This window comes from Prochlorococcus sp. G4PB17, assembly GCF_059772445.1.
The window spans coordinates 1,663,342-1,688,159 of the sequence record NZ_CM186288.1 but is presented as its reverse complement, the minus strand read 5'-3'; the positions used below and the strand labels follow the sequence as shown (position 1 = coordinate 1,688,159).

General features: G+C 34.1%; 29 protein-coding genes and 1 tRNA gene. 16 read left to right on the top strand and 14 right to left on the bottom strand.

The window, feature by feature from the left end; translation table 11 throughout:
* The first annotated feature begins 74 nt into the window (after nt 1-74).
* The gene (locus tag AC6EJB_RS09590; protein WP_011294267.1) at nt 75-443 is read left to right on the top strand and encodes a DUF3155 domain-containing protein; all 369 of its coding nucleotides are present in this window, start codon (nt 75-77) and stop codon (nt 441-443) included.
* On the opposite strand, the gene AC6EJB_RS09585 is transcribed toward AC6EJB_RS09590, so the two are convergent.
* The gene (locus AC6EJB_RS09585; protein WP_498491226.1) at nt 440-1,048 is read right to left on the bottom strand and encodes an alpha/beta hydrolase; all 609 of its coding nucleotides are present in this window, start codon (nt 1,046-1,048) and stop codon (nt 440-442) included. The two genes, AC6EJB_RS09590 and AC6EJB_RS09585, sit on opposite strands and share 4 nt — an antisense overlap.
* A 60-nt stretch (nt 1,049-1,108) precedes the next feature.
* Here AC6EJB_RS09585 and purH point away from each other — a divergent pair, with 60 nt between their 5' ends.
* On the top strand, nt 1,109-2,665 hold the full coding sequence (gene purH / locus AC6EJB_RS09580) for a bifunctional phosphoribosylaminoimidazolecarboxamide formyltransferase/IMP cyclohydrolase (protein ID WP_498491224.1): 1,557 nt from the start codon (nt 1,109-1,111) through the stop codon (nt 2,663-2,665).
* 37 nt (nt 2,666-2,702) lie between these two features.
* On the opposite strand, the gene AC6EJB_RS09575 is transcribed toward purH, so the two are convergent.
* The 4 genes from AC6EJB_RS09575 to sfsA form a co-directional block, all read right to left on the bottom strand.
* Nucleotides 2,703-3,236 (bottom strand): DoxX family protein, encoded by a 534-nt coding sequence (locus AC6EJB_RS09575; RefSeq protein WP_498491222.1) that lies wholly within the window; start codon nt 3,234-3,236, stop codon nt 2,703-2,705.
* 62 nt (nt 3,237-3,298) lie between these two features.
* Complete coding sequence (locus AC6EJB_RS09570; protein ID WP_498491221.1) at nt 3,299-4,501, bottom strand: 4-hydroxy-3-methylbut-2-enyl diphosphate reductase; 1,203 nt, start codon at nt 4,499-4,501, stop codon at nt 3,299-3,301.
* Between the two features lie 118 nt (nt 4,502-4,619).
* A complete protein-coding gene (locus AC6EJB_RS09565) occupies nt 4,620-6,110 on the bottom strand; it encodes an ammonium transporter (protein WP_498491219.1) in 1,491 nt (496 codons plus the stop codon).
* Nucleotides 6,111-6,374: 264 nt separating this feature from the next.
* The gene (sfsA, locus tag AC6EJB_RS09560; protein ID WP_498491217.1) at nt 6,375-7,139 is read right to left on the bottom strand and encodes a DNA/RNA nuclease SfsA; all 765 of its coding nucleotides are present in this window, start codon (nt 7,137-7,139) and stop codon (nt 6,375-6,377) included.
* Nucleotides 7,140-7,206: 67 nt separating this feature from the next.
* Here sfsA and murJ point away from each other — a divergent pair, with 67 nt between their 5' ends.
* Complete coding sequence (gene murJ, locus AC6EJB_RS09555; protein WP_498491215.1) at nt 7,207-8,814, top strand: murein biosynthesis integral membrane protein MurJ; 1,608 nt, start codon at nt 7,207-7,209, stop codon at nt 8,812-8,814.
* On the opposite strand, the gene AC6EJB_RS09550 is transcribed toward murJ, so the two are convergent.
* Nucleotides 8,801-9,064: a cytochrome-c oxidase gene (locus tag AC6EJB_RS09550; protein ID WP_498493028.1), complete on the bottom strand. Its 264-nt coding sequence runs from the start codon at nt 9,062-9,064 to the stop codon at nt 8,801-8,803. The genes murJ and AC6EJB_RS09550 overlap by 14 nt on opposite strands.
* Nucleotides 9,065-9,089: 25 nt before the next feature.
* Nucleotides 9,090-9,386, bottom strand: a complete 297-nt coding sequence (locus AC6EJB_RS09545; protein ID WP_498491214.1) for a DUF3181 family protein — start codon at nt 9,384-9,386, stop codon at nt 9,090-9,092.
* A 178-nt stretch (nt 9,387-9,564) separates the two neighbouring features.
* Here AC6EJB_RS09545 and AC6EJB_RS09540 point away from each other — a divergent pair.
* From AC6EJB_RS09540 to AC6EJB_RS09520, 5 genes are all read left to right on the top strand, one after another.
* Nucleotides 9,565-9,638, top strand: a tRNA-Arg gene (locus AC6EJB_RS09540).
* Nucleotides 9,639-9,762: 124 nt separating this feature from the next.
* Nucleotides 9,763-10,998, top strand: coding sequence for a serine hydroxymethyltransferase (gene glyA / locus AC6EJB_RS09535; protein ID WP_498493026.1), 1,236 nt, complete (start codon nt 9,763-9,765; stop codon nt 10,996-10,998).
* On the top strand, nt 10,985-12,277 hold the full coding sequence (locus AC6EJB_RS09530; RefSeq protein ID WP_498491213.1) for a competence/damage-inducible protein A: 1,293 nt from the start codon (nt 10,985-10,987) through the stop codon (nt 12,275-12,277). Before glyA ends, AC6EJB_RS09530 begins: the two co-directional genes overlap by 14 nt.
* A gap of 23 nt (nt 12,278-12,300) precedes the next feature.
* On the top strand, nt 12,301-13,710 hold the full coding sequence (gene leuC, locus AC6EJB_RS09525) for a 3-isopropylmalate dehydratase large subunit (RefSeq protein ID WP_498491212.1): 1,410 nt from the start codon (nt 12,301-12,303) through the stop codon (nt 13,708-13,710).
* A 24-nt stretch (nt 13,711-13,734) separates the two neighbouring features.
* Nucleotides 13,735-14,355: a 3-isopropylmalate dehydratase small subunit gene (locus AC6EJB_RS09520; RefSeq protein WP_498491210.1), complete on the top strand. Its 621-nt coding sequence runs from the start codon at nt 13,735-13,737 to the stop codon at nt 14,353-14,355.
* Here AC6EJB_RS09520 and AC6EJB_RS09515 read toward each other — a convergent pair.
* Together AC6EJB_RS09515 and AC6EJB_RS09510 are read right to left on the bottom strand one after the other, a co-directional pair.
* Nucleotides 14,352-16,352: a DUF3769 domain-containing protein gene (locus tag AC6EJB_RS09515; protein WP_498491208.1), complete on the bottom strand. Its 2,001-nt coding sequence runs from the start codon at nt 16,350-16,352 to the stop codon at nt 14,352-14,354. The genes AC6EJB_RS09520 and AC6EJB_RS09515 overlap by 4 nt on opposite strands.
* A gap of 79 nt (nt 16,353-16,431) precedes the next feature.
* Nucleotides 16,432-16,560: a photosystem II reaction center protein I gene (locus AC6EJB_RS09510; RefSeq protein ID WP_011294252.1), complete on the bottom strand. Its 129-nt coding sequence runs from the start codon at nt 16,558-16,560 to the stop codon at nt 16,432-16,434.
* Between the two features lie 372 nt (nt 16,561-16,932).
* Between AC6EJB_RS09510 and psbH the strand changes: the two genes are divergently transcribed.
* The 4 genes from psbH to AC6EJB_RS09490 all read left to right on the top strand — a co-directional run bounded on the left by psbH (nt 16,933) and on the right by AC6EJB_RS09490 (nt 18,322).
* The gene (gene psbH, locus AC6EJB_RS09505) at nt 16,933-17,130 is read left to right on the top strand and encodes a photosystem II reaction center phosphoprotein PsbH (protein WP_011294251.1); all 198 of its coding nucleotides are present in this window, start codon (nt 16,933-16,935) and stop codon (nt 17,128-17,130) included.
* Nucleotides 17,131-17,163: 33 nt separating this feature from the next.
* Nucleotides 17,164-17,379: a TatA/E family twin arginine-targeting protein translocase gene (locus AC6EJB_RS09500; protein ID WP_498491206.1), complete on the top strand. Its 216-nt coding sequence runs from the start codon at nt 17,164-17,166 to the stop codon at nt 17,377-17,379.
* Nucleotides 17,380-17,442: 63 nt separating this feature from the next.
* Complete coding sequence (gene pth / locus AC6EJB_RS09495; RefSeq protein WP_498491205.1) at nt 17,443-18,060, top strand: aminoacyl-tRNA hydrolase; 618 nt, start codon at nt 17,443-17,445, stop codon at nt 18,058-18,060.
* Nucleotides 18,061-18,064: 4 nt separating this feature from the next.
* Complete coding sequence (locus AC6EJB_RS09490; RefSeq protein WP_498491204.1) at nt 18,065-18,322, top strand: DUF3146 family protein; 258 nt, start codon at nt 18,065-18,067, stop codon at nt 18,320-18,322.
* On the opposite strand, the gene AC6EJB_RS09485 is transcribed toward AC6EJB_RS09490, so the two are convergent.
* Genes AC6EJB_RS09485 through ntcA form a run of 3 tightly spaced genes read right to left on the bottom strand, consistent with a single transcriptional unit; the run spans nt 18,306 to nt 20,465 of the window.
* Entirely contained in the window at nt 18,306-18,743 is a 438-nt protein-coding gene (locus tag AC6EJB_RS09485) for a RuvC family protein (protein WP_498491203.1), read from the bottom strand. The genes AC6EJB_RS09490 and AC6EJB_RS09485 overlap by 17 nt on opposite strands.
* Nucleotides 18,743-19,669: a DUF3084 domain-containing protein gene (locus AC6EJB_RS09480; RefSeq protein ID WP_498491202.1), complete on the bottom strand. Its 927-nt coding sequence runs from the start codon at nt 19,667-19,669 to the stop codon at nt 18,743-18,745. Before AC6EJB_RS09480 ends, AC6EJB_RS09485 begins: the two co-directional genes overlap by 1 nt.
* A 55-nt stretch (nt 19,670-19,724) precedes the next feature.
* Nucleotides 19,725-20,465, bottom strand: a complete 741-nt coding sequence (gene ntcA, locus AC6EJB_RS09475; protein ID WP_498491201.1) for a global nitrogen regulator NtcA — start codon at nt 20,463-20,465, stop codon at nt 19,725-19,727.
* A gap of 313 nt (nt 20,466-20,778) precedes the next feature.
* Here ntcA and AC6EJB_RS09470 point away from each other — a divergent pair, with 313 nt between their 5' ends.
* The 3 genes from AC6EJB_RS09470 to thyX are packed head-to-tail and all read left to right on the top strand — an operon-like array spanning nt 20,779 to nt 22,610.
* Nucleotides 20,779-21,375: a cob(I)yrinic acid a,c-diamide adenosyltransferase gene (locus AC6EJB_RS09470; RefSeq protein WP_498491199.1), complete on the top strand. Its 597-nt coding sequence runs from the start codon at nt 20,779-20,781 to the stop codon at nt 21,373-21,375.
* On the top strand, nt 21,376-21,969 hold the full coding sequence (gene dcd / locus AC6EJB_RS09465) for a dCTP deaminase (RefSeq protein WP_498491198.1): 594 nt from the start codon (nt 21,376-21,378) through the stop codon (nt 21,967-21,969).
* A 2-nt stretch (nt 21,970-21,971) separates the two neighbouring features.
* Nucleotides 21,972-22,610, top strand: coding sequence for an FAD-dependent thymidylate synthase (gene thyX / locus AC6EJB_RS09460; protein ID WP_498491196.1), 639 nt, complete (start codon nt 21,972-21,974; stop codon nt 22,608-22,610).
* Here the strand turns inward: thyX and AC6EJB_RS09455 are convergent.
* A complete protein-coding gene (locus tag AC6EJB_RS09455) occupies nt 22,607-23,185 on the bottom strand; it encodes a thioredoxin domain-containing protein (protein WP_498491195.1) in 579 nt (192 codons plus the stop codon). The two genes, thyX and AC6EJB_RS09455, sit on opposite strands and share 4 nt — an antisense overlap.
* Nucleotides 23,186-23,264: 79 nt before the next feature.
* Nucleotides 23,265-23,909, bottom strand: a complete 645-nt coding sequence (gene trmB, locus AC6EJB_RS09450; protein WP_498491193.1) for a tRNA (guanosine(46)-N7)-methyltransferase TrmB — start codon at nt 23,907-23,909, stop codon at nt 23,265-23,267.
* Between the two features lie 280 nt (nt 23,910-24,189).
* On the opposite strand from trmB, the gene AC6EJB_RS09445 reads away from it, so the two are divergent.
* Nucleotides 24,190-24,801, top strand: coding sequence for a DUF3177 family protein (locus tag AC6EJB_RS09445; protein WP_498491192.1), 612 nt, complete (start codon nt 24,190-24,192; stop codon nt 24,799-24,801).
* The last annotated feature ends 17 nt before the right edge of the window (nt 24,802-24,818 follow it).

Genomic DNA, 24,818 nt, shown 5'->3' with positions numbered 1-24,818 from the left:
CTCTAGCTTCAGCCAGAGCTCATACAGCATCGAAACCTCTAACTCTCTCTCACTAAATTAAAGGTAGTTTTTTCATGTCTAAGAAGCGTAAAAGAATTAGCAGACGAAGACTCGCAGGTCAGCGTGTTATGTCTCATGTTCCTATCTTTCATTTAGGAACAGGTCAGCATAAACCTGTAACTGCAGCCAGACGATTTATTGCAGAAGAGGGTTTATATGCCCCAGCAATACTCAATGTACGTCGAAACGAGCACACTACTGATCGCTTCTTTTGGGGAGAGAAAGGCCTCTTTAGTGCCCAATATGCCGAAGAAAATCATTTTCTTTTTCCTTCTCTAAGAGTTATTGTTGAATTTCTTGGAGAAGATAAGATTTTTGCAGGTTTAGAGCTTACAGCTGATGACTGGGAAGAAATCGAAGAGTACGAGTACGCTTTTGTTTAGCTTAGGAATTTTTGTTTAATTATTCGACGGCAATGATCAATTAAATCATTGTTTATTTCATGGCCTCCCTCAAAAAAATATAATTCCGATTTAATTCCTTTTTTCGTCAAAAGATCAAAGCTTTTCTTGGAAGCTTCTTTAGGGACGACTTGGTCATTATTACCGTGACAAAGAAAAACTGGTGGCATTTCTTGTAAAGGTTGCCATGTTGGATGTGGATAAGAGCTCAGTAGAAAGACACCTTCAAATTTATTTCGAGTAGCAAGCTCTAGCGCCATTGCTCCGCCTTGTGAAAAGCCCAATAGTAATGTTTTATTTAGAGGTATCTTTTTATAGCAAAGATTATTTATTCGCCTTTCTAGATCTAATACTGCATTGGGAACTTGTTCCCAATCATGTGGGTATAAAGGGTACCATTGCCTACCAAATCCACCTGGATGGGGTTGAGGAGCAGAAAAGGAAACTATTTCAAAACGATCTTTAAAATCCTCTATTAAACATTTGCCAACTGGTATTAAATCTTGAGCATCAGCCCCCCAACCATGAAGTAAAACTAATCTATTTGTTGCGGATTCAGAATTTAATGAGATTAGTTCAGTCATCATTAATGCAATATTGTTCTTTGATGCGTAGGTTATCGAGAAGAATCGATTTCAAACAATAAAATGTCACCCATAGCTCTCCTAAGTGTCTCAGACAAAACCGGTTTAATTCCATTAGCTAAAGCCTTGGTTAATGACTTTGGCTTCAAAATTATCTCAAGTGGAGGGACTGCAAAATTAATTGAGAGTGAAAATATACCTGTAACCCGAGTAGCTGATTACACAGGATTTCCAGAAATTCTTGAGGGAAGAGTGAAAACACTTAATCCCAAAATTCATGGAGGAATATTGGCTAGAAGAGATAAGCAAACTCATATAGATGATTTAAATAAACAAAACATCGACCTAATAGATTTGGTTGTTGTTAACTTATATCCATTCGAACAAACCATTTCAAAAGAAAATGTTTCATGGGACGAGGCTATAGAAAATATTGATATCGGTGGTCCAACAATGATCAGAGCTGCAGCAAAAAACCATCAAGATGTACTGGTTCTAACAAATCCGAATCAATATTCAGACTTATTAGATGCATACAAATCAAAAAAAATAACTAGTGAATTAAGAAAATACTATTCGCAAAAAGCTTTTGAACATACTGCCATTTATGACCTGACAATAAGCAAATGGATTGCCAACAAAATTAATTCACAAAAAACTTTTTGGCTTCAAAGTTTACCATTAAAGCAAGAACTTAGGTATGGTGAAAATCCACATCAAAAGGCAACTTGGTATGGAGAGCCAGGAACAGGATGGAGTGGAGCAACTCAATTACAAGGAAAAGAATTAAGTACAAATAATCTACTAGATCTGGAGGCGGCATTATCTACTCTCCTTGAATTTGGGTATGAAAATACTTTTAAAAGTAATACATATAAAAAAGCGGCAGTAGTAATTAAACATACGAATCCTTGTGGAGTTGCAATAGGAGATTCTCCTTATTTAGCTATCAAAAGAGCATTAGATGGAGATAGAGTAAGCGCTTTTGGCGGAATTATTGCCATTAATTGCCCCGTTGATGAAACTGCTGCGAAAGAACTTGAAAATATATTTATTGAATGTATTGTTGCTCCGTATTTTGATAATCATGCTAAAGAAATACTCTCAAGAAAGAAAAATCTAAGACTTTTAGAACTAAAAGCTGAATCTATTCAAAAAGCCCCTAAAAATCATATAAGAAGCATACTTGGTGGTTTATTAGTTCAAGATTTAGATCAACCATACATAGATCAAAAAGAATGGAAAAATGTTACTAAACTAATTCCTACTGAATCCGAGATAAATGACTTATCTTTTGCTTGGAAAATTGTCAAACATATACGATCAAATGCAATAGCGGTTGCTTCTAATGAACAAAGTTTAGGAATTGGAGCTGGTCAAATGAATAGAGTAGGTTCAGCAAAACTTGCATTAGAAGCTGCTGGGAATAAAACAAAAGGAGCTGTATTGGCTAGTGATGGTTTCTTTCCGTTCGACGACACTGTGAAAATGGCAGCTGACTATGGTATCAGTTCAATTATTCAACCAGGCGGAAGTATCAGGGACAAAGACTCAATTGAGGCATGTAATGAATTAGGTATAAAAATGGTGCTCACTGGTAAAAGACACTTTTTACATTAATATTCATTTAAAAAAATTTTGAATTTAAAAATTTTACTTATGTTCCTTTTGGATAATAGGTGATTTTATTTGATTTTCTAAAAAGTGAAAGCCTTCCAGGGCCTGCACACAAAAAGTAAAATGATATAGCTGCATAAATAGCTGACAATTCAAAAATGTAATTGTGATTTTCAACAACAGCGAAAGGGAATCCCTCTAAGCCAGTATCTATAAAGTGAAAATACAAAGCAAAAATCATAGTTGATAACAAACCTAAGGAAGACAATCTTGCTAAGACTCCTGTTGCAAGTCCAATTGGACAAAGTATTTGAGTTACTGCAGCCATATATGTCCAAATCACAGGATCGCCAGGCAGAAAGCTGAAATATTTACCAACAACAAATTCAGCAAATCCTCCAGGATCATTTAATTTTTCCAATCCATGATGAACCATCAACAAACTAAAACTCACTCTAAGAATTAATATTGATAGCTCTCCAAAAATATTTACTTCTCCTTCTGGACTCTGAACAACGACTTCAACCTTTTGAGAGTCAGAATCTTTAATATTAGAGTTTGTAGGTTGAGACATCTTCAACAAATATTGATAACCTATCCTACGAGAAACTTGGTCAAAATTGTGTCTTATCCTAATTAATCTTTTTCACTTATTCTCATAAGCTTATGAATAACATGCTCTACTACTCGATCTGGAGTAGAGGCACCAGATGTGATTCCTACTTTTATATTGCCTGCTGGAAGAAATTCCTTCTCAGTAATTAATTCGCCTTCAAGTGGCATATGAGTAATAGTATTTGTCTCTTCTCCAATTCTCTCAGGAGTATCAATGTGAAAAGAACGAATACCTCTACTAACGGCTATTTCTTGAAGATGTGTAGTGTTTGAAGAGTTATAGCCGCCAATAACAACCATCAGGTCAAGTGGTTCATCAACAAGAGAAAACATTGCTCCTTGCCTTTCTTCAGTAGCATCGCAAATCGTATTAAAAGCTAAAAAGTGTTCATTTAACTCAGCAGGACCGTATTGTTTAAGCATCGTTTTTTCAAATAATTTCCCTATCTCTTCTGTTTCACTTTTAAGCATTGTTGTTTGATTAGCAACCCCAATTCTTTTTAAATCCTTATCTGGGTCAAAGCCTGCTGAAGATGCTTTAGCAAAACGCTTTAAGAATTCCTCTCTATTTCCTTTGCCAAGAATGTAATCAGCTACATAATTAGCTTCATCTAGATCAAATACAACTAAATAAGTTCCAGCGAAGGAGCTAGTGGCTAGGGTTTCTTCATGTTTGTATTTTCCATGAATGATGGAGGTAAATGTATGTTTTTTATGCTTCTCAACTGTATGCCAAACTTTTGAAACCCATGGACAAGTGGTATCAATAATATGACAGCCTCTATCGTGAAGCATTTTCATATCTTGAACGGTTGCACCAAATGCAGGAAGTATTACAACGTCTCCATCTTTTACACCTGAAAAATCTTTGATACCTTTCTCCTCAGTAATAAAAAGTACATCCATTTTCCTAAGCTGATCATTTACAGAAGGATTATGAATAATTTCATTTGTAATCCATATTTTTTCATTCGGATAATGCTTTCTAGTCTCATAAGCCATTGCCACAGCTCTTTCTACTCCCCAACAAAATCCAAACGCCTCTGCAATTTTAACTTTGAGTCGACCATGCTCCAATTCATTTCCATTATCTCTAATTGATCCAATCAATCCACTTTGATAAGCCTCTGCCAGTGCTTGAGCTCGCTTATTCGCAGAGCCAAATCCCCTCCTGTTATATCGATCTGATTTATGAAGAGTTTGCTTGAATGCTTGAGTATCCATTTCAATTAAATAGTTTTAAACAAATTGATAGGACTCTCTAACTATTAAACCACAATAAAAAAGCCCAGATATATTCCGGGCTTTTTCAAGCTTAATGTTAGAGAACTAAACAAGGAAACTAGCTAGAAGCAAAGTCAGGATAAGCCTCCATTCCATGCTCGCCAATGTCGAGACCTTGAATCTCCTCAGCTTCGCTAACTCTGATGCCACCAAAGAAACCACCAATAATTTGCCAAGCTATCCAACATGTCACAACAGTCCATATGCCATAAGCAGCTGCACCTAATGCTTGTATGAAGAATTGGCTAATTCCTCCTCCATTGAGAAGGCCAATTCCTGCAGCACCTGGATCCATGCCATCAACGCCCCAAAGGCCGATAACAACTGTTCCCCAAACACCGCAAACTCCGTGAACAGAGAAAGCACCAACTGGATCATCAATTCCAGCAGAATCTAAAGCCGCTACAGCAAGTACAACGATTAATCCGCCAACTGCTCCAGCCAACCAAGATCCGGCAAAAGTCATATTACCGCAACCAGCAGTAATACTTACTAAACCAGCGAGGATACCATTGATGATCATGGTTAGATCAGGCTTTCCAGATGTGATAGTAGATAGAACTGTCGCTGCAATTGCACCACCAGCTGCTGCCAATGTTGTTGTTACAGCTACATAGGCAACATATTGATCCATTGCTAGTTCCGAGCCAGGATTAAATCCATACCAACCAATCCAAAGAATTAGTGCTCCTAAAGTTGCAATAGCCATATTATGACCAGGCATAGCTTGCGCTTTGCCATCAACAAATTTGCCTATACGAGGCCCAAGAAGCATTGCTCCAACAAGGCCTGCCCATCCTCCAACAGAGTGAACGATAGATGAACCAGCGAAATCAATAAAGCCAAGTTCAGCAAGCCAACCACCATTCCATTGCCAGCTACCTGCAATTGGGTATATGAAAGCAGTTAGAACGATAGAGAAAACGACAAATTCACCAAATTTGACTCTCTCGGCAACTAATCCAGAAACGATGGTTGCAGCAGTACCAGCAAAGGCAGATTGGAAAAGGAAATCCACTGCAGGGACAAGACAACCTGTATCCCCAGCAGCGGCGCATTCTAACGCACCTGAAGGATCAGGATCAACAAATAGGCCTTGGAAATAAAGCCAACCATCAATAACTGAACCGCCATACATTAGGGAATATCCAATAACCCAATAGGCAGTAACAGCAAGAGAAAAAACAAATAAATTTTTAGCGAGTATGTTGACGGCATTTTTTTGGCGACACATACCAGCTTCAACCATTGCAAATCCTGCATTCATAAAAATAACGAGGATTGTGGCTATAAATAACCAGAGGTTATCTGCCAAGAATGCTGCAGCTTGAGGTCCAGTTAAATCTGAAAGTGCAACCTCAGCTCTAGCTGAAAAAGTGAATACACCCAATCCCAATAGTGCCAATGGGACAGATGCTAGCCATGCCCAAGATTGACTTCTTCTAAAACCTTTAATGCTTCTGAGAAGAAGCATTGGTCCGTTTAAAAGACTTGCGTCTTGAAGACGAGAAGTACTTCGCCTTGGAGGCGATTGCAAAGCAGTGGTCATAAATGATGCTTACTTCGAAAAAAAAAAGAATTGGATAGTTAATCCAAAATTTATACACTTATGAATATGAATGAAACTGATACTGACAAGATGTAGGTGTTGATACAAAAAAAGAGTTTGCTAAAAGATATTTGTTGTTATTGACACATTTTCCTAATGAATTGATTCACTTTCCAAATTGATATAAGCCCTAATAATCAAAAGTCATAATTAAAACTAGCTTAACTAGCTTCAATAGATCTACACCAACCTTTTATGATTATTTTAACTTTGTGAGGCCTTAAAAGGTTTAACACCTTCCCAAGTGATGTGGTCTAAAAAGAAACCAAATGCACATGGAATAACCTCTACTCCTCTGGATATTGCCTCTCGAAATAATTTCCCATATGTAGGATCTGCTAAATCACAAGGTGCAAAAATTTCCATATCGCTTCTACTAATACAAGGAATCAATACTGCTCTTGATTTAGTACAAATACTCATTAGTTCCCTCAAATGTTTTTGACCCCTGGTTGTAACAGTATCAGGAAACAAAGCCAGAGATTTTTCACACCAAGTCGTATTTTTAACTTCTACGTATATCTCTCTTTTATCAATATTGTGAGTTTTTGGTTTAAGCAAGAGGTCAATTCTACTTTTACCTTCCATGCCATAAACCACCTCAGTCTTGATAGTTAATATTGAACCAAATTGGTTCTCTAAACCATTTGCCTCAATTAAATTTCTAATCAATTTATTAGGTAAAGATGTATTTATTCCAACCCAGCATTTTCCTTCCTCATTATGACTTGGCACCTCAGCTTGCTCCCAAGACCAATCTAATTTACGTTTAGGAGAAGGAGAGTACTTAAGCCTGACTCGGCCCCCAGGCCAGAGAATCCCCTTCATCGGCCCTGTGTTTGCACAATGGGCTGTAACAATTTCTCCATTATCTAACTCAACATCTGCCAAAAATCTCTTATATCGCGTGATTAAGATTCCCTCTCTTAAGGGTGGAAACTCAATAATAGTTTTTCCAATGTCAATCACTTAATTGCAATCCTATTAAAAAGCAGAATAATTTAATCAATTAAAATTCTTTATTTTCAAATCTAACATGACGAAAACAATCAAAGAAATTGCTTTCGTCGTAAGCGTTGGAACTTTATTAAGCAAATTTGGAGGGCTGGCAAGACAATTAGTCATTGCTGCTGCTTTCGGAATAAGTGGTGCATATGATGCATATAATTATGCTTATATTATACCTGGATTTTTTTTAGTTCTTTTAGGAGGCATTAACGGGCCATTGCATAACTCAATGGTTACACTATTAGCAAATAAAAAAAAAGTTGATAGTAGTTTATTTATAAGTTCAATCAATAATATTGTATCTGTAATACTATTAATAATAAGTTTTTTTATTTTCTTTTCATCTGATCTATTGATTAATTTAGTTGGACCTAGTTTAAGCCCAGAAATCAAAGAAATAGCATCCATCCAATTAAAAATAATGTCTCCAATAATATTCTTATCTGGACTAATAGGTGTAGGTTTTGGATCTCTAAATGTAAAAAAAGAATTTTTAATTCCATCTATATCTCCATTACTTTCAAGTCTAATAATTATAATTTATGTATCAAATTTTTGGATAAACAAAGAAACTTCTGCTGATATATATGAACTAAATTTGAGAGGGGGAATTATTCTCGCAAAGGCAACATTTATAGGAGCTCTATCTCAATATTTAATTCAAATACCTTTTCTCATTAAAAAAGGAATATTTACTATAAATTTTTCAATACAAACAAAATATTCAGAAGTTAAAAGAGCATGGAGAATGATTGCCCCTGCCTCCCTTGCTTCAGGAATGATGCAAATCAATGTTCTTACTGATTTATTCTTTGCATCAAAAATAGTTGGAGCTGCAGCTGCTTTAAGTTACGCAAACTTTTTAGTTCAGGCTCCTCTGGGGATCATATCAAATTCTATTTTAATTCCACTATTACCGGTTTTTGTAAGTTTAAGAGCTCGAGAAAATCATTTAAAATTGATCAAGAAAATACATCAAGGATTAATTATTTCGACTTCTTCGATGGTATTTCTAGGTTCGATATTTATTTCACTATCTGTCCCAATAGTAATATTAATCTATGGAAGAGGTTCATTTAATAAAAATGCCATAGATGTTGTCAGTCAACTATTAATTGCATATGGAATAGGCATGCCTTTTTATCTTTTAAGAGATCTATTAGTTAGAGTATTTTATGGTATTGAAGATTCAAAGACACCATTTAAAATATCAATTATAGCAATATTATTAAATTTATTTTTTGACTGGTTTTTTATAGGTGGAATAAGTCCATGGGGAGAACTATCTCCAATTAATTTAGGCGTAAATGGTTTAGTTCATTCAACTACATTTGTTAATTTACTTGCTTGCATGCTTTTACTATTCAAATTAAACAACAAATTAGATAACCTGAAATTATCAACCATAGTATCTCAAAATCTTAGAATTATTTTAATTGGTTTAATTTCTGGTATTAGTTCATTTTTTATTTTTAAAATAATATATTTACCCGATAGTTTCTTTAATTTATTATTTAAAATAATAATGTCATCTGGAATTAGTTTTATTATATTCTATTTTCTAGCAATTATTCTTAAAGTTGATAATGTTGGAAGCTTAAATAAGTTTTTAAAAGAGAAATTTATTCGTCTTTAAGAAAAACATCTTTTTCTGATCTAACTTTAAGTGGGATTTCTAAACAGTTCATATCATCAGTTTTCACTCCACTGACTGAGAGAATTCTTGCTTCAATACCAAACTCTTGAAAAGCTATTTCCATCTCTTTCATTAATTCCTTTTCAACCTGAGAATCAGCATCAGCAACTTTACCTATAAGTCTCTCTCCTAATCGACCAATTCGCTGCCTTACAACCTCTCTAGCATTAGTCACCTGAATGATTAGCAAGGATAACAAAGCAATTGATCAAATCTTATCTGCAATAGGGTTCTAAAATCTCCTCAAGGTCAAAAAATTGATTTGGTGGAATTAATTTTGACAATGGCAAAATCGTTTTACCTCCGCCAAGTTTTACTTGAATCGCTTCCAGACCTTTTTTAGCTGCAAAATTTGCACCTTGTACAAAATTAGCCTGACATTCAATGGCCAAGTCCTTTGCAAGGCCTGCATCCCCTAGGTAAAGGTTCCAATTTCCAACTTGGATAAATAATCTGTCAGCTATTGAAAGCGCTAGCTCATTAATTTGCGAAGAATCGATAGAATTGGACATTAAAACATAGTTTTTTCTATTAACATCGAGCTTATATAGAGATTGGTTACTATCTCAAAAAAAAATTAATACAAAAATAACTTTTTAAGTCTCAATATCGCAATTCAATGAATTTTGAGGCATAGATACAAACATATTTTCCTATTCTTTGGGAGACAATCTGATATTGTTTTTTTAGGCGCCTGTAGCTCAGCGGATTAGAGCATCTGACTACGGATCAGAGGGTCGGGAGTTCGAATCTCTCCAGGCGCGTTTAAAAAATTTGTAAATCCTTATATAACTCGAAAATAAGAGAAAGTTTTTTCTCATTAGACTAAACATATGCCTACTATCAGGTCATAAATAAAAGAATAAAGTGACTATTAAATCTTCTTTGATGGAAAGTGATCCAAGTATTGCGAAATTAATAAACAATGAATTATCAAGACAAGAAACTCATTTAGAACTTATTGCAAGTGAGAATTTCGCTTCAAAGGCAGTAATGGAAGCGCAGGGATCAGTCCTAACAAATAAATATGCTGAAGGTCTCCCCAACAAACGTTATTACGGAGGGTGTGAATACATTGATGGAATTGAGCAGTTAGCAATAGAGAGAGCAAAAAACCTTTTTGGCGCCAACTGGGCAAATGTCCAACCACACAGCGGAGCGCAAGCTAACTTTGCAGTTTTTCTAAGCCTTCTTAAGCCTGGTGACACAATCATGGGGATGGACCTATCCCATGGAGGTCACCTCACGCATGGTTCCCCTGTAAATGTAAGTGGCAAATGGTTTAAAACATGCCATTACGAAGTTAATAAAACGACCGAAATACTCGATATGGATGCAATCAGAAAAAAAGCAATTGAGAATCAACCCAAACTAATTATTTGTGGATTCTCTGCGTATCCACGCAAAATTGACTTCCAAGCTTTTAGATTAATAGCTGATGAAGTAAAGGCTTATTTATTAGCTGATATTGCTCACATTGCCGGTTTAGTGGCAAGTGGTCTTCACCCAAGTCCAGTACCATATTGTGATGTTGTTACAACAACCACTCACAAAACTCTTAGAGGGCCAAGAGGGGGGCTAATCCTCTCAAAAGATGAAGAGCTTGGGAGAAAGATTGATAAGGCAGTATTTCCAGGCACCCAAGGAGGTCCTTTAGAACATGTAATAGCCGCGAAGGCTGTGGCATTCAAAGAAGCTTCTGAATCCACATTCAAGCTCTACAGCCAAAGAGTCATCTCAAATGCACAAGTTCTCTCTAATCAACTTCAAAGAAGAGGTATTTCCATTGTCAGCAAAGGGACTGATAATCATATTGTTCTTCTTGACCTTAGAAGTATTGGCATGACAGGGAAGGTTGCTGATCAGTTGGTTAGTGATATCAAAATAACCGCAAACAAAAACACTGTACCTTTTGACCCCGAATCTCCATTTGTTACTAGTGGGCTAAGGCTAGGTTCAGCAGCTCTTACGACTAGGGGGTTTGATGAACAAGCCTTTGAGGATGTTGGAAATATCATTGCAGATAGACTACTTAACCCTAACGATGAAAAAATAAAGGAAGAATCAATCAAAAAAGTATGTGAACTTTGCAATAAGTTTCCTTTATATAGTGAAAACATTTAAAGAAATCAACCTTAACAATAAAAATAATTTTGGAGCAGAGGTTTTATGCATTGGAAGTGAACTACTTTTAGGCAACATTGTTAATACTAATTCTCAATGGATAGCCGAACAACTAGCAGTTTTAGGTATTCCACATTTCAGACAAACCGTTATCGGAGATAACCATGAAAGATTAAAAGAAGCAATACTTGAGGCATCTAATCGATCTGAAATTCTAATAACAACTGGTGGTCTTGGACCCACACCTGATGATATAACAACGCAGGTAATTGCTGAAGCTTTTAACACCCCACTAGAACAAAGAAATGATATTTTGATTGGCTTGAAAAACAAATTAAGAAATAAGGATCGCAAGCTTTCTCAAAGTCAAAAGAAGCAAGCCTTAGTCCCAAAAGGTTCTAAAATAATAAACAATACATCAGGCACAGCGCCTGGAATCATATGGAATCCAAAGGATAATTTTACAATTCTTACTTTCCCTGGGGTTCCAAGTGAACTAAAAGAAATGTGGATTAACGAAGCAAAAAAATGGTTAATTAATAATAATTTCTCGAAAAAAATTATATCTAGCAAAGTTTTACATTTCGCGGGTATAAGTGAATCATTATTAGCTGACAAAATTACACATTTACTCAAAGCAGAAAACCCTACTATTGCAACTTATGCAAGCACCGGAGAAGTAAAGGTAAGAATCACAGCAAGAGGAGATAACTTAGAAGTGACTAATAAATTGATAAAACCTATTGAAAAAGAGCTGACTCAAATCACTGGGTTAAAATGCTTTGGGGTAGATAACGTAACTCTTGAAGAATTAGTATTTAAATTATTACTGAAAAGAAAAGAGACAATTGCTGTTGCAGAATCATGCACCGGAGGTGGAATAGGTTCTAAACTTACAAAAATTCCTGGATCTTCAAAAATTTTCTATGGAGGCGTCATCGCATACAACAATTCTATCAAGCAAAGAATATTAGGCGTCCCTGAGGAATTAATTAATACCTATGGAGCAGTCTCAACGCAAGTAGTTGAATCAATGGCAGAAGGGGTCCAAAAAAAATTCAAAGTTAACTGGGCAATATCTGTCAGTGGAATTGCAGGGCCTACTGGAGGAAGTGAATTAAAACCAGTTGGTCTAGTCAACTTTTGTATTAAGGGTCCAGGGACTCTCATCACATGGGAGGAAAGATTTGGATCTAATAAGACAAGAGAAGATATTCAAAAATTAAGCGTTTTAAATGCTCTTGATAGATTACGTTTATCTATAATCATGGACAATTAAGTCCTAATTGTTGGATTTGAAAGTTGAGTTCTGGAACCCTCTACGACAAAGTTTGGAACTTCCATCAGGTAAAAGAACTACCTGGAGGATCAACGCAACTTTTTGTTGGTCTTCATTTAATTCACGAAGTTACAAGTCCTCAAGCTTTTTCAGCTCTTGATGAAAAAAATCTTGAAGTAAAATTTCCTAATCTAACTGTTGCAACTGTCGATCATATAGTTCCAACAATAAATCAGCAGCGTCCTTTGAGTGATCCTCTCGCAGAGGAAATGCTGACCACTTTAGAAAAAAACTGCAAAACTCATGGAATAAAATTTCATGGGATTGGAAGCAATTCTCAAGGAGTAGTTCATGTTATGGCTCCCGAATTAGGTCTAACCCAACCTGGGATGACTGTGGCTTGCGGAGATTCACATACCTCAACGCATGGAGCATTTGGAGCAATTGCATTTGGCATTGGAACGAGTCAAGTTCGAGATGTTTTAGCAAGTCAAAGTTTGGCGATGAAAAAATTAAAAGTAAGAAGAATATGGGTAGATGGCTCATTACAAAAGGGAGTTTATGCCAAAGACCTCATTCTTCATATCATCCGTTTGCTTGGAGTCAAAGGAGGGGTGGGATTTGCCTATGAATTTGCTGGTCCTGCTATAGAAAAACTTTCAATGGAAGGAAGAATGACTATTTGCAATATGGCTATTGAAGGGGGTGCAAGATGTGGATATATCAATCCAGATGAAACTACTTTTGAATATCTTAAAGGGAAAGAATGTTCTCCTAATGGTCAAGAATGGGATAACGCTATTAGTTGGTGGAAAAGTTTAGCAAGTGATTCAGAAGCCATATTTGATGATGAGATTCAATTGGATGGATCATCTATAGAACCCACAGTTACTTGGGGGATAACTCCGGGTCAAGGTATTTCAATCAAAGAAAAAATCCCAAATCCAGAAGAACTACCAAAAAATGAACAACAAATAGCTAAAGATGCATGCAAATATATGAATCTGGAAGCTGAGCAACCTATAGAAGGAATATCAATTGATGTTTGCTTTATAGGTAGCTGTACGAATGGAAGATTAAGTGATCTCCAGGAAGCATCAAAAATTGTAAAAGGTCGGAAAGTATCTGCTGGAATTAGAGCTTTTGTTGTACCTGGTTCTCAAAAGGTTGCTAAAGAGGCCAAGCAAAAAGGGATAGATCAAATATTCCTAAACGCAGGTTTTGAATGGAGAGAACCAGGCTGTTCAATGTGCCTTGCAATGAATCCAGACAAGTTAGAAGGAAGACAAATAAGTGCCAGCTCAAGTAATCGGAATTTTAAAGGGAGGCAAGGTTCTGCAAATGGAAGAACCTTATTGATGAGTCCAGCCATGGTTGCTGCTGCTGCAATCAATGGGAAGGTTACTGATGTAAGAAAATTACTCCAAGAATAAAACTACAAATAACTTTTTCGATCAATGAAACAGGAATTCCCAAAAGGTGAAATCAAAGCAATTAAGGGTAGAGGCTTGGTAATTCAAGGCGATGATATTGATACTGACAGAATTATTCCTGCAAGATTTCTCAAATGTGTCAGTTTTTCTGCGTTAGGAGAACAAGTCTTCGCAGATGACAGAGAAGAGCTCAAAGGGAATCATCCCTTTGATCTCGAACAAAATAAAGGAGCCAATATTCTTGTTGTTAATGATAATTTTGGCTGTGGTTCAAGTCGCGAACATGCCCCACAAGCTCTTATGAGATGGGGTATTAGATTAATTATAGGAGAGAGCTTCGCTGAAATTTTCTTTGGTAATTGTCTTGCACTTGGCATACCTTGCATGACGGCTTCAAAACAAGAAATTACTAAATTACAAACCTCTATTAATGAAAACTCTGATCAAATTTGGGATTTTAATCTTCAGGGACTTTCAATTTCTAATCAAAAAGAAATTTTCAAACTCTATCTTGATAGCGGGGCCTACAAGATGCTTTTTTCAGGGAAATGGGATGCAACTTCTCAACTATTAGATGCAGAAGAAAAAGTCAAAAATACAGTCAATCATCTACCTTATCTAAATAATTTCAAAAAAGAATTCTAAAATACTTCGTTTACAGAATTACCAAATTTAAATCCATTTATACGAAAATATAAACCTCCTGCATCATTATTAGGATGATAGTAAATTCCCCACTCGTATGCTCTTTTATGCCATAAAAGGCCTAACTTTGTATCATAATATTCTCCATAACTTTTGGAACTATTGTCAATATTTAAATTAGAAATGAAATCAACCATTAAAGGTCCATATATTTGTTGCATTAAACTTATATTTAGTGTTTTCAAATCTATTGCATTGTCAAACTTAAATGGACTGTTTCCAAATTTAATTTTCACACCGGGCATAACTGAAAATTTTGTATAATCTAGAAAATCTCTCTCTAAATTTCCAAGTCTAATTTCAGGACCAAGACTAAGCTTAAGAAAGCCTTGATCACTAGCATCCTCATATTTAAAATAAGCTGAATTAACATTAGTTTTTAAAACTAATTCAGGTTTAATCAGGATAGGAGATAAAGATGTTGATTGCTTTTGATGAATATTTTTTAGATTACTCTCCCATATTTGATATTCACTATCTAAAGAAACAAAAGCACTAGAACGCCAAAGACTAATCATTTCACTTTTTTCGAATTTTTCTGCTTCGTATTTAGCTGTTCCTATTCGAATATTTAAGTTATTTTTCACATCACCAGTTGTAAAAAACTTTGTCTTTTCAATAAAGCCTCCATATGCAGATTTAATCTCAGTTTCACCAATTGTTCCATTCCAAGCTCTAGATCTATAAGTACTAAAGATATTAAAACTTGAGTCTTCTAAAATAGGCATTCTAAAATACCTTTTTAAAGTATTTGAATTCCTTACAGAACTCCAAAACCTAGAAGAGTTAAATGTACTTAAATCATTAAGACTTTCAAAATTCCAATTCACATCACTTCCTTTTAGATTTAAATTTAAACCAAATAAATCAGAGAAATTAATATTTTTATTTTTACTATTTTTATAACTATAAGTTTTACCTAAAATAGCTCTGTTAATTAAAAACTGAGGTTGAAAGTGAAGTTCTATATTATTATTTAATTTTTTGGTATTACTTCTTCTTACCAAAACTAATCCATCACGATCTTTACCATCGAATATAAATTGAAATTTACTTCTCTTTTTCTTTTTATCTCCAAACATTCTTTTACCTAAAAAAATCTTTGTTCTATTCTCAAGAATTAAATTAGTTTTAGAACTAGTAATAAGTAATTTATCATCTTCTTCTTCTGCGATAACATCTATTCCCTCAAAAGAGATTTGATGAGGATCAAATGGATCATTCGTAAAAATAATTCTATTAGATTCCCAACCACTCTCCTTAATATTTATTAAATTAGATTTAAATCTCCAATTATTAATTGAACCAATTGATTTATTAGATCTAGTTACTTTATTTTGTGGTAATTTAATACTTCCAAAAGCAAATTCTATTCCATCATCATAAGTATTTATTTCTTTATTATTAGCTTGATTTTGATTTAAACCATTATCAATATTTAAATCATCTATTACATTTTTCAAATCTAAAATCCCATATGTGTTTTTAATGATTCCCTCTTTCTTTAAAAGATTATAATTAAATTGTTTAGCTCTAAAATATTGCCCTCCTTTGCTGAATCTAATATTGCCTTCAGCAGATAAAATACCAGTTGATTTGTCGTAGCTTAATGAGTCCGATCTTAATAACCCCCCATTTATTAGAGCCTTTACATTCCCCTCAGCCAGAAACATATTTTGATCGTAATCATATTGTTTATCTGAAAAAATTTTCAAGGTTAAAAATATATTTTCTTTCTTTTTTGCAGTTATATTTTCTAAAGATATTTTTTTAGAGCTATCAACTAGAGAACCAACGGAAAAGTTATATTGTTTAGTCTTATAAGGACCTTCAAAAAAATTTTCCTTCCCTATCGCATTCTCGAATAACGACAGTAAGGAACTAAGCCCAAGAAATCCAAGGCTTAAAACCAATCGATATTTGCCATTCGCCGCCAATTTAGTTAAGCCACGAATGGATGATACTTAATAAAGCAATTACAGGAGTTTTTTTAGTCCAGTAATTAGCGTGTCATTATTAGTCCTGAGGACTTTCTAAATCCTTTCTATTTGGTGTCCTTGTTGGATCACTTGCCAAGAAACCAAACAAAAAGATCCCGACAAAGAAAAAGACGACCGTATAGACGGAAATCTTGAGGGCAAGCATGAATACGAACCAACTAATTAGGCATTAAACCTAATCCTATGAAGTCAATAAGTCCAATCAGAAAACCAAAGGTGTTACAGACGTTTGGAAACAAGAAAAAAATTCATCCTTGGAGAAAGCTTAAAAAACCAATGAAATCAGGGATTATTTATAGAAAGATCCATTTTTTTTTATTCAAGCTCTAAAAATCCTTCACTTTTTTGTTAATAGAATTTGTAATTTTCGTAGAGTTTTGTCCAATTTCAGAAGAAATCTCTCAAATATCATCACTTTTTAGAACATTCCATCACAAGTTTCTACAGTCTCTTCTTCTTTTGGACAAGTTCTCATACAATATTTGGACTCATACAAATCTGAGCTTAGAAAAACGACATGGGACAAAAAACAGCACTTGGATCTTTGCTGAAATCTATCGGCAATTCTGGACAAGGAAAGGTTGTACCAGGTTGGGGAGCAGTACCAGTAATGGCCTTCATAGGAGTTTTATTACTAGTATTTTTAGTGATTATGCTTCAAATTTATAACCAATCACTTCTTCTACAAGGTTTTTCAGTCGACTGGAATGGCTGAATTGATTAAATTCTGAATAGTTAAGTTTCGCCCATGAATATTTTTGGGGTTGGTTTGCCAGAAATAGCTGTTATTGCTGGATTAGCACTTGTTATTTTTGGACCAAAACGTCTTCCAGAACTTGGGCGAACGATTGGCAAAACTCTCAAAGGCCTCCAAAGCGCCTCAACTGAGTTTGAACGTGAAATCAAAAATGCAATGGCTGAAGACGAGTCTTCAAATGAAAACATTGTGGACAAAGAAAATTAATTCCTTCAAAACTAATTAGATATAACTCATTACTAGAATCAAAAATGATTCTTTTTTATTGGCATGTTGTTAGGCGATTTAAAGTTAATAGTTGGGCTAGGAAATCCTGGGGCTGAATACAATAAAACAAGACATAATGTAGGATTTATGGTCTTGGAGGAACTCGCTAGAAAAAATAATTGCAACTTCAGAGAAAATAAAAAACTTTATGGAAGAACTTGCGAATATGGATCAGGTACGAGTAAAAAAAGACTTTTAATGCCTAGCACATATATGAATGAAAGTGGAAAATCTATTAGAGCAGCAAAGGATTGGTTTAATTTTCAAAATCATCAACTAATAGTCTTAGCAGATGATATGGATCTTCCTCTGGGGAAAATAAGGGTACGCTCTAAAGGGAGTTCTGGAGGTCATAATGGACTAAAAAGCATTATCAGCCATCTTGGTACTGATGAGTTTAAGCGATTAAAAATTGGGATAGGCCCCCCAAGTAAAGTTCAACAAGAGAGGAAGTCTAAAACTGTTTCTCACGTTTTAGGTAGATTTTCAAATGAAGAATTTATAGTGTTAAATTTAATCATTCAAGAAATACTAAGTTGTATTGAATCAATCACATCTAATAATTGGGAAAGAATAACTACTCGGCTCAATTCTTATCAGTCAGAAAATTCCAAACTTTAGTAAAATGTATAAAAAACCTTTAACTACTGCATATCTACAGATACATAAGCAGTGCTTTAATCAAAAAAAAGTTGAAGGAATAGTTCGAGCTGGAGATTTTGAATGGAATTTTATCTGGGCTTTTAATCGGGGTGAACTTTTTGTAGAACCACCTCTTGGAAGGGCACTAATAAAAGATGCATTAGAACGCTATTTAGTGAAAACAGACTATAAACTTGAGTCTGGTGGAGATTACATTTTTACAGTTAGAGCCAAATTTTAATATTTAATTTTTTAGGCCAAATAAAAGTATATTTTAAAAAATCTTCTAACAAGATTAATGCTACAACTGCATCAAGATTTTCAGGAGGAAAAAGTAATTCTTTTGGAAGCCAGCGAATAAAATAATTTGGAGGCCAAATTTCCCAATATCTAAATCGAGCTCTTAATGTTGACCCCCTCTCATTAACATAAATAAAATTAAGAATATTTTTTTGTTTTAATATATTTTCTATATACTTACAATTTGTACCGTCACCAATTATTACATTAAAAATCTTATAATCTTTACTCCACAAAGAAACAATATCAGAAAAATTATTTAATGAAGATATTCCCGCTTCTATAACATTTCCTGAGTTCATATCAGCTAATAATAAGCCGCATTTTTCATTTCCAGGATCAATAGATAAGTATATACTCATTAATTTTTATTCCTTACAATTTTTTCTAAGGATTCTAACTCCAATGATATTGCAACCTTATCCGCACTTTGACTATTATTAATAGCTTTTGCAATAATCTGATAATCTCCTGTTTTTTTAGCCGCTAGATTTTTACCTAAACTTGTAATTTGATTAGCATTAATTTTCAACTCAGAGCTTAAAGATCCTCTTCTTTTAACTTCAGCTAATGTGGAAGATAACAAGAGTTTGATTTTTCTTCTTATTGATTCAGAATCAGTTATTGCTATGGAAATATTTTCCCTAGCAATAACTTCTCCTTTTTCCGTAATATTTTTATTTAATGTAACTTCAGGAAAAGCATAAACATAATTCTCACCTCTAAGTATATTTCCTGCTGATCTAATACTAATTACCCAACTTCTTTTATCAGCTATTATTTTTTCAAGATTTTCAATATGATCTTTACGAACCAGCAAGATCCGGCGATATTTTGATTGATTTGTTTTAGCTAAGTTAAATGCATAAAAATTAGCTTGCTGAAGTATACTTTCTATTTCTTTTTTTATATCATTATTTCTTTCTATTTGAATAGTCTTAGTTACAAGAGCTTGGCCACTACTTATTACTACATCTCCACTCCTTAAAGCATATAAGTTTTTTTCTAATTTTTTTAACTCTTCTTCCTTCTCTGTAATCTTTTCTCGAATATCATCTAATTGAAATAATCCAACACGCAACTCGCTATTAAATGCAACCATAATTGCAAATGAAATGGCGCTAATAATACTTCCTGTGAAAACAGTTATTAAAACAGCTGTGCTTTTTGGTCTTAACTTGAAAATACTTAAGCGAGCCTTACCAACTCTAGTGCCTAGTCGATCTCCCAAAGTAGAAAGTATTCCACCTAGGATTAATAGTGAAAGAATTAGCAGCCAGCCTGTCACAGAGCTAAAGAAGAAGAATTAATTAAACCTCCTAAACATTAGTATGTTTTGGACTTCAATTAAATCTTTTTGCTAAGGCAATTGGATCAAAGATAGTTATTTTTTTTCTATCTATTGCCAACAAAGAAGAGCTTTTCAACTCACCAAGTAATCTTGTGATCGTTACGCGAGTAGAACCTATTGCCTCAGCAATAGCTTGATGAGAAAGTCTTAAATCAATTGTTACTCCTTTTTCTCCAGGTACCCCAAAGTCTCTGCAAAGAACTAATAAAAAGCTTGCAAGACGAGACGACATATCTCTGTGAGTCAAGGTTTCAATCATTGTTTCAGTTTGAAGTACTCGACTTGATAGTCCTTGAAGTAAAAGTAATCCAACTGAAGCATCTGCCTCAATTGCATTTCTCACTGATGTGGCTGGAGCAGCAACAAGTTCAACACGAGTGAATGCAACAGCATGATAAAAACGATCTGACCTATGCCCTGTCAGTAGAGATAGAACTCCAAATAAACTATTTTCTCTTAGTAATGCAACAGTGATTTCTTCACCTGTTTCATAAACCCTACTCAAACGAACAGCACCTCGTCTAATTAAATAAACCCTTTCTGCAGGATCACCAGGGAAAAAAATTGTTTTTGACCTATCTACGATTTCAGTAGAAACTCCATCAAGAGATTTAATTACATCTAACAGAGTTTTGTTTTGCGGCAAAGAAGTTGATGATGATGATGAATTAACAGCCATCTGGCTATTTCTTTGTTGGTTGAAACGGGTAAAGCCACGATATGAGGTGACCATATTTTAATCATTGTTCAAAGAACCTTAATAAGTTGAGAAAAAACGATATGTAGCCATCGCGACTTTTTTGATCCTTAGTTCGCAATTAATCCTCTTTCTTACTTGAAATTCTATCTTTTCAAGATCTAACACCGAAACAACTTTGAAAAATATTCAAAAATCAATTTTCATATATGTTTTGAACTCTAAAAGAATCTTAAGGATTTTAATAGCCAAACATTTTTGATTCCATACACCACAGATAGTGTTCATTTGGTTGATTAGAAATTTTATACCGCTAGATTGTTAGTAAGACATCATTAACAAATTTGAGATGAATGCACCGGTTAGCATTAATGCTCAACAGAGAGGTTCATCGCCGTATAAAGAGCCTTCGCTGTGGCCTGTCCCTGAGAGAAAGCCTCTACAGCTAGTAAAGACAGAGGGGCAAGTGCAAATACATACTTCTACTTTCAGAGGTAGCTTTTCTGTTGTTATGAGCGAAGCTTTACGATCTGCAGGGTTGGGGAGCAAAGTTTTAATTTCTCAATTTTTGAGAGGAGGAGTCAATCAAGGTCCAGATGGAGTGATAAATCTTTGCGGCCGACTGGAGTGGCTAAGGCCTGCAATTGAAACTTGCCTGCCTGAGCAGTTACCGAACGAAGATGTTTCTTTTAGAAAAAAACAAGAAGAAAAAGCCATTAAAGAACTATGGGAATATTGTAAAACACGTTTAATTGAAAAAAAATTAGATAAACTCGTACTTGATGAAATAGGAATTGCCATTAGCCTTGGTTTCATTGAAGAAAATGAATTAATTTCTATGATAAATAATCGTCCATCGTCCACAGATATTATTCTTACAGGACCATCCATTCCTCCTAAAGTAATTGAAATGGCTGATCAAATCACTGAATTACGCTGCAATTAAATGTTAAAGAACGACCGTTGGATTTCAGAACAGGCTTCTATGGGAATGCTGGATCCATTTCAGGGAAAACTAATAAGACATCTTGAACCTGAATCAAAAAGATCTCCTGTTTTAAGCTTTGGATGCTCATCATATGGGTATGATTTGCGTCTATCTTCAAAAGAGTTTTTAATTTTTAGGCATGTTCCTGGAACAGTAATGAATCCGAAAAGGTTTAATCCAGCAAATTTAGAACCGACAGATTTGCAAGAAGACAATGATGGAAAGTTTTTCATTTTGCCTGCTCACTCTTACGGCCTTGGTGTTGCATTAGAAAAAATGAAGGTGCCGCCAAATATTACTGTTATTTGTCTTGGTAAAAGCACATACGCACGCCTAGGAATAATCGTAAATACAACTCCTGCTGAAGCCAGTTGGGAAGGTCATCTAACTCTTGAATTTAGTAATAGTTCCGGAGCTGATTGTAGAATTTATGCTGATGAAGGAATTTGTCAATTGCTTTTCTTTGAAGGTGATCCTTGTGAGACAACTTATAGTGATAGACAAGGTAAATATCAACATCAACCAGAGAAAGTTACCCTAGCAAAAGTTTAAATATGGGTCTTGTTAAATTAATAACTTCTACGCCTGATGCTGAAAAAAGCATGGCCTACATTGCCAGGGTTAGTAATCCAAAGAATCAAGAAAATAATGATTTCACTAAGTTAATAGGATATTGCATAAAAAATGAACACTGGAGTGTATTTGAGCAAGCGTACATGACATTACAAATTGAAACTACACGTGGAATTGCTGCACAAGTATTAAGACATCGATCATTTACTTTTCAAGAATTCTCTCAGCGTTATGCAGACAGCAGAGAGTTAGGAGAAATTCCCATACCTGAATTAAGAAGACAAGATCAAAAAAATAGACAAAATTCTATTTCAGACTTGTCAGAAGAAATTATTATGCAATTTAATAAAAAAATTAAGAACCAATTCAATTTAAATAAGCAGCTTTATGAAGAAATGCTAGAAGCTGGAATTGCTAAAGAATGTGCAAGATTTGTTCTTCCACTTGCAACACCAACCAGAATTTATATGACAGGGTCTTGCCGATCCTGGATTCATTATATAAGTCTAAGAACTGGTCATGGTACTCAAAAAGAGCATATGGAAATAGCAAAAGAATGCAAAAAAATTTTTACACAAGAATATCCAATAGTTTCATCAGCTTTAAATTGGCTACACTAACTATGATCTCTTGGTGTTCCAGATGTAATAAGATTATTTAAATAATCTTTATTAGAAGAATTTTGAGAAATCAAATCACTTGAATTAGCTGATATTTTAATAAAGGATGGTAATTCTGAATTATTAATCAAAGCAGAGAAAATGTCATTAAGTTCGCTATATTTTCTAACTCCTAATGAAAACCCTTTCAATTCGCCTAAATCATTAAAAAAAGTCAACTGAGGAATGCCATTTACATCATATTTATCAATCAAATCAACCCACCTTGCATTATCAACATTAAGCAAAACAACATTTACTTTATTAAGGTTTTGTTCTTTGACATCAATCATATCAGGAGCCATTGTTTTACACGCCTCACACCAATCAGCATAAAACTCAAACACTGTAGGTTTTCCATTGGATAGTGCTATTTCAGGTGTAAGGGAATTTTTTGCCAACTGGTCAAGCATTGCATTTGCTTGAAAACCATTTCGTAAAAAGATTAACGAAATAACCAAAACAATACTTAAAAAAACTAAAAAATATTTTTGGAAAATACTGAATTCTTCATCCGTTTTACTTGTATCGGTCATCAGGAACCATTATTTATACAATCAATTATATACAAAAATGTTGATTTAAAAAACATCCTAAAAGTAACTATAAATTTAATTAATCGATGAAAAATTTGCTATTTCTCAGATACATTACTCTATACACTGGTAAATTCTTCTTAAGAACGTATAGTTCTCGATCTGTATAGACTTCATAAGGATTCTTATTAAGCCATTTTAATCCATTTAAATTTTGTTTATCAAAATAACTACTCTTATCAATAATATTAATCATAGATTCAATCAGTTTAAATATATCGCTTTGAATAAATAGTTCACCTTCATTACTAATGTATTTAGCAATAGAATTAAGAAGTGTTTCTTTTAAAACTCTCCTTTTGATATGTTTTCTTTTAAACCAAGGGTCTGGAAATTGTATTGAAACTCTTTTTAATTGATCATTATCTAAATCTGATAACCATGCTTCTAGGCTAATATTTACATTACAATATAGGAATCTTAAATTTTGCAATTCTAGTTTTTTTCTTTTTCTTTCAGATGTAATAACAAGAGGTTCTCTTATCTCCAGCCCTAAAAAATTCCACTTTGGATATTTTGATGCTAATTCAATTAGAAATTCGCCCTTAGCAGAACCAATATCTAAATGTATTGGATGATGAGAGTTCTTGAAAAGAATGGACTTACTAGGAAGTGATAAAGGTAGCTGAAAGAATTGGCTTAGAGGATTTACATGCTGTCTCACAGAATGAAACCTAATATTAATAAATCAAATTCTTATTCTAGCAAGTTGATTTGAAATTTCTGAAAAAAGTATCAGGAAGAAAGGATTTATATATTTTGAATTAGAGTTTATGATTAATTGATTTTTATTTATTTGTTGCTAATAATCAATAAAATATTTAAGAGATTAAACTTTTTGCTGACGCTTTTTATAAAAATATAAAAAAAACTCTTTAATAATTAAGAATAATGATGAAAAGAATAGATAAAGACTGATAATACATATGAATAAGATTTTTTTCTTGACTGAACCTCAATTCCAAGCTCTAGTTTGGCTTTCATATCGAGTGGCTGGCACCTTCGCATTTGGACTCCCGTTATTTCTACTGATTTGGGCGAAAATTGCAAATGAAAGCTCTATTGATAGACTTTTATCAATTTACTGGAAAGTTTCTAGTCTTTACGTCATTAGTCTTTTATTTCTTAGTGTTGAAAGCCAATTAGGACAAACAATATCGTTAATCGCACCAATACTGATGGTTATCTCTATTTGGTTTTGGGTTGATCTCAATGAAGAAATTGAAGAGATGTTTATTTACAAGCCAATTTCATTGACAACAAATATTTGGCGGTGGACTTTAACTTTTTGGGGTATTTTAAATACTGGACTGCATATATTTAGCTGGAGGTGTTTGAATTCAATAAATGGTAACTATTGCAATACTTGGCGAGAAATCCCATATAACTCATATGTTACAACCAAAATAATTATAAAATTTCTTTTAGATGGTAATTGGAGTACAGCATTTGCTACATTTTTTGCATATTTAGCTTTAATGTTGTATTTAATAGGTTTGCTCCAATGGCTGATTATGCAATTTCCACAAAATGGTCGTTTTGCTGGTAAATTTTAGAAAATAATTAAATATTG

What these genes read in the sequence shown, in the direction of transcription:
- AC6EJB_RS09485 (WP_498491203.1), bottom strand. Translation starts at nt 18,743, where the DNA reads ATGAGTATATACTTATCTATTGATCCTGGAAATGAAAAATGCGGCTTA.
- AC6EJB_RS09455 (WP_498491195.1), bottom strand. Translation starts at nt 23,185, where the DNA reads ATGACCGATACAAGTAAAACGGATGAAGAATTCAGTATTTTCCAAAAA.
- ntcA (WP_498491201.1), bottom strand. Translation starts at nt 20,465, where the DNA reads ATGGTCACCTCATATCGTGGCTTTACCCGTTTCAACCAACAAAGAAAT.
- AC6EJB_RS09470 (WP_498491199.1), top strand. Translation starts at nt 20,779, where the DNA reads ATGAATGCACCGGTTAGCATTAATGCTCAACAGAGAGGTTCATCGCCG.
- AC6EJB_RS09585 (WP_498491226.1), bottom strand. Translation starts at nt 1,048, where the DNA reads ATGATGACTGAACTAATCTCATTAAATTCTGAATCCGCAACAAATAGA.
- AC6EJB_RS09510 (WP_011294252.1), bottom strand. Translation starts at nt 16,560, where the DNA reads ATGCTTGCCCTCAAGATTTCCGTCTATACGGTCGTCTTTTTCTTTGTC.
- pth (WP_498491205.1), top strand. Translation starts at nt 17,443, where the DNA reads ATGTTGTTAGGCGATTTAAAGTTAATAGTTGGGCTAGGAAATCCTGGG.
- psbH (WP_011294251.1), top strand. Translation starts at nt 16,933, where the DNA reads ATGGGACAAAAAACAGCACTTGGATCTTTGCTGAAATCTATCGGCAAT.
- AC6EJB_RS09490 (WP_498491204.1), top strand. Translation starts at nt 18,065, where the DNA reads ATGTATAAAAAACCTTTAACTACTGCATATCTACAGATACATAAGCAG.
- thyX (WP_498491196.1), top strand. Translation starts at nt 21,972, where the DNA reads ATGGGTCTTGTTAAATTAATAACTTCTACGCCTGATGCTGAAAAAAGC.
- murJ (WP_498491215.1), top strand. Translation starts at nt 7,207, where the DNA reads ATGACGAAAACAATCAAAGAAATTGCTTTCGTCGTAAGCGTTGGAACT.
- AC6EJB_RS09575 (WP_498491222.1), bottom strand. Translation starts at nt 3,236, where the DNA reads ATGTCTCAACCTACAAACTCTAATATTAAAGATTCTGACTCTCAAAAG.
- AC6EJB_RS09545 (WP_498491214.1), bottom strand. Translation starts at nt 9,386, where the DNA reads ATGTCCAATTCTATCGATTCTTCGCAAATTAATGAGCTAGCGCTTTCA.
- glyA (WP_498493026.1), top strand. Translation starts at nt 9,763, where the DNA reads ATGGAAAGTGATCCAAGTATTGCGAAATTAATAAACAATGAATTATCA.
- AC6EJB_RS09590 (WP_011294267.1), top strand. Translation starts at nt 75, where the DNA reads ATGTCTAAGAAGCGTAAAAGAATTAGCAGACGAAGACTCGCAGGTCAG.
- purH (WP_498491224.1), top strand. Translation starts at nt 1,109, where the DNA reads ATGTCACCCATAGCTCTCCTAAGTGTCTCAGACAAAACCGGTTTAATT.
- AC6EJB_RS09500 (WP_498491206.1), top strand. Translation starts at nt 17,164, where the DNA reads ATGAATATTTTTGGGGTTGGTTTGCCAGAAATAGCTGTTATTGCTGGA.
- dcd (WP_498491198.1), top strand. Translation starts at nt 21,376, where the DNA reads ATGTTAAAGAACGACCGTTGGATTTCAGAACAGGCTTCTATGGGAATG.
- AC6EJB_RS09565 (WP_498491219.1), bottom strand. Translation starts at nt 6,110, where the DNA reads ATGACCACTGCTTTGCAATCGCCTCCAAGGCGAAGTACTTCTCGTCTT.
- AC6EJB_RS09570 (WP_498491221.1), bottom strand. Translation starts at nt 4,501, where the DNA reads ATGGATACTCAAGCATTCAAGCAAACTCTTCATAAATCAGATCGATAT.
- AC6EJB_RS09520 (WP_498491210.1), top strand. Translation starts at nt 13,735, where the DNA reads ATGAAACAGGAATTCCCAAAAGGTGAAATCAAAGCAATTAAGGGTAGA.